3 protein-coding genes and 1 pseudogene are annotated in these 2,983 nt (G+C 68.3%); 2 read left to right on the forward strand and 2 right to left on the reverse strand.

The window, feature by feature from the left end:
- Positions 1-228, forward strand: a pseudogene (locus tag EA346_RS00120) (fructose-1,6-bisphosphate aldolase); the annotation flags it as partial.
- Between the two features lie 198 nt (positions 229-426).
- Positions 427-1,227 (forward strand): lipid-binding SYLF domain-containing protein, encoded by an 801-nt coding sequence (locus EA346_RS00125; protein ID WP_296754095.1) that lies wholly within the window; start codon positions 427-429, stop codon positions 1,225-1,227.
- On the opposite strand, the gene bioD is transcribed toward EA346_RS00125, so the two are convergent.
- On the reverse strand, positions 1,155-1,886 hold the full coding sequence (gene bioD, locus EA346_RS00130) for a dethiobiotin synthase (RefSeq protein ID WP_296754097.1): 732 nt from the start codon (positions 1,884-1,886) through the stop codon (positions 1,155-1,157). The two genes, EA346_RS00125 and bioD, sit on opposite strands and share 73 nt — an antisense overlap.
- Positions 1,883-2,782: a phosphoribosylaminoimidazolesuccinocarboxamide synthase gene (locus EA346_RS00135; RefSeq protein WP_296754098.1), complete on the reverse strand. Its 900-nt coding sequence runs from the start codon at positions 2,780-2,782 to the stop codon at positions 1,883-1,885. Before EA346_RS00135 ends, bioD begins: the two co-directional genes overlap by 4 nt.
- Between the last annotated feature and the right edge of the window lie 201 nt (positions 2,783-2,983).

The following is a 2,983-nucleotide window of genomic DNA, read 5'->3' on the forward strand; positions in this document are numbered from 1 at the left end:
CTGCGCATGGCCTCCACCGGCGCGATCCGCAAGTTCCTCGCGGAGAACCCGAAGGAGTTCGACCCGCGCAAGTTCCTGATCGCCTCCACCAAGGCGATGAAGAGCATCTGCCAGGCCCGCTACGAGGCCTTCGGTTGCGCCGGCATGGCTTCCAAGATCAAGCCGGTGAACCTCGATACCATGGTCGCCCGTTACAAGGCCGGCGAACTGGACCCGAAGATCAACTGAGCCAGTCTGCAGGAGAATGGACCGCTCGCGGGCCCCGGCCTGCGAGCGGCCCGTCACCGGGAGTGTCACGGGGAGCGTATGCTCCCCTTTTTGTGAGAATGGCGCACAGGACCCAATCGGGGATCGTCGGGTTACACTGGCGTTCAGGCTTTCCGGCGCATGCTGCCGGGGTCAACCCCTGTTCTTAGGAGTATCCAGATGAAGAGATTTGCCACGCTGTTGCTGCTGGTCTTTTGGGCCTTTTCCGGGGCCGTGCAGGGACAGTTACTGACCCGCGACGTGGATCCCCAGCAGTTGATCGACGACGCGCGCAAGACCGTGAACGAGATGGCCAGGCACCCGGACTACGAGGTCCTGCTCGACGACCTCCGGACCGCCAAGGGCGTGCTGATCTTCCCGCGCGTGATCCGTGGCGGTTTCTTTGTCGGCGGCTCGGGCGGGCTCGGCGTATTCATGGCCTGGGACGAGGCCCGCGGCGATTACAGCCCGGTCGCCTTCTACTCGCTGGGCTCGGTGAGTCTGGGCGTGCAGTTCGGCGGCGAGGTCGCCGAGGTGGTGATCGTCGCACGCACGCAGAACGCGGTGGATTCGCTGTTTGCCACGGCTTTCCGGCTCGGCGGCGACGCCTCGGTGGCGGCGGGTCCCGTCGGCGCCGGTCGCAGTGCCACGGTGGCGGCCGATTTCCTGTCCTACGCGCGTTCCCAGGGCGCCTACGTCGGAATGAGCCTGGAGGGTTCGAGACTGCGCATCCGGGATGACTTCAACGAAGCCTACTACGGCGAGAAACTGCGCCCTGTGCACATCATCGAGGGGCGTCGCGTCGACAACCCGGGCACGCACGCGCTGCGCGCGGACCTGGCCGGTTTCCGCCAGGCACCTGCGGCACCGGCGCGGCCGGAAGAGGCCGCCCCCGATGTCATGCCCCCTCAGGGGTTCGAGCCCGCCGAGCCGGGCTCGGGCGGACTGACCATCGAGGAACTCGACGCCGAGAACATCTGATCCACCTCGTCCTGGGGCGCTCCCTCGGGAATCGACCACACTGGACAACTGCTGCGCTGGGCCAGGGTCATCCGGTTGTCCATGGCCGGGTGGGCGTCGCCCCGCCGGCGGTTCAATACGATCCCCGCCAGCGTCAGCCCGCGCCGGTCCAGCGCCTCCAGCGCCAGCAGGCAACCGCTCAGCGTGCCGAGGCGGTCTTCCGCCACGAGCAACACGGGATCGCCCAGTGCCTGCGCGAGATCGGCGTTCAGGCCATCCTCGCACATCGGCGAATAGAAACCTCCCGCGCCTTCCGTGATGCGCCAGGCACCCTCGGGCCGGGCGCAGGCGGTGACCAGGTCGGCGAGGTGGAGCGGCCGTCCGGCGAGGCGGGCGGCCAGGTCAGGGGCCAGGGGCTCGGCGAGCCGATAGCGGTTCACCTCGCCGATCCGGGAGGCCGGCAAGCCGGCGGCGGCGGCAAGCAGCGCGGCGTCGGCGGGGAACAGGTGGCCATCCCGTTCCGGGCAGCCTGATTCCACCGGCTTGCGCGGTGCCACATCGACGCCGATGGCGCGCCAGTTGCGTGCGATCGCACAGGCGATGAAGGTCTTTCCGACGCCGGTGTCGGTGCCCGTCACGAACAGGCCGCCGCCGACTCGGGGGGAGCGCAACGGCTTCACGCGGGATCCGCGGTGAGCCGCCGCAGGGCCTCCCGGTAGCGCTCGGCGGTGCGCGCAACGATGTCCTCGGGGATCTCCGGGCCGGGGGCCTTCTTGTTCCAGTCCAGCCCTTCCAGATAGTCGCGGACGAACTGCTTGTCGAAGGACTCCGGACTGATCCCGGGCCGGTAGCGTTCCTCCGGCCAGAAGCGCGAGGAATCCGGCGTCAGCACCTCGTCGATCAGGTGCAGCCGTCCTTGTGCATCCTGGCCGAATTCGAACTTCGTGTCGGCGATCAGGATGCCCCGGCGCCGCGCGTGCTCCCGCGCCATCGCGTAGATCGCGAGCGCGCTGTCGCGCACCTCGCCGGCCGTCTTTTCACCGAGCAGGTCGACCACGTTGTCGAAGTCGATGTTGGCGTCGTGCTCGCCCGCGCCGGCCTTGGTGCTCGGCGTGAACAGGGGTTCCGGAAGCCGGCCCGCGAGTTCCAGGCCCTCCGGAAGGTCGATCCCGCAGACGGCGCCGGAGGCCTGGTAGTCCTTCCAGCCGGAGCCGATCAGGTACCCGCGCACGACTGCTTCCACCGGCAACGCCCGCAGACGCCGCACCACCAGGCTGCGGCCCTCGAGCGGTGCCCGGACCGCCGGATCGGGCACCACCCGGGCGAGGTCGATGTCGGTCAGCTGGTTGGGGATGCGGAGCATGGCCTCGACCTTGCGCATCCAGAACACCGTGATCGCGGTCAGGATGCGCCCCTTGTCGGGGATCGGTGTGGGCAGCACCACGTCGAAGGCCGACAGGCGGTCGGTGGTCACCATCAGCAGGTGCTCCTCGCCCACCGCATAGAGGTCGCGCACCTTGCCGCGGTGGATCAGTTGCAGCCCCGGGATGTCGCTCTCGAACATGGCGTCTTTCATCTGCGAATCTTAACGTGAAAATCACGATTACGCCTGCACCAGGATCCACGCCGCGACGGCGGACGACGGCCTGCGCCTCTTCCGCCCCGCTTATGGAGTGCGGGAGCTTGCTCCCGCTATTCGGCGTCAGGGATCACCCGGCTCCCGACAGCGGCGGCAAGCCGCCGCACTCCATAGTTCTGTAGGTCGGGTTAGCGTAGC

This window comes from Thioalkalivibrio sp. (assembly GCF_007692535.1).
Lineage (GTDB): Bacteria > Pseudomonadota > Gammaproteobacteria > Ectothiorhodospirales > Ectothiorhodospiraceae > Thioalkalivibrio.

What these genes read in the sequence shown, in the direction of transcription:
- EA346_RS00125 (WP_296754095.1), top strand. Translation starts at nt 427, where the DNA reads ATGAAGAGATTTGCCACGCTGTTGCTGCTGGTCTTTTGGGCCTTTTCC.
- EA346_RS00135 (WP_296754098.1), bottom strand. Translation starts at nt 2,782, where the DNA reads ATGAAAGACGCCATGTTCGAGAGCGACATCCCGGGGCTGCAACTGATC.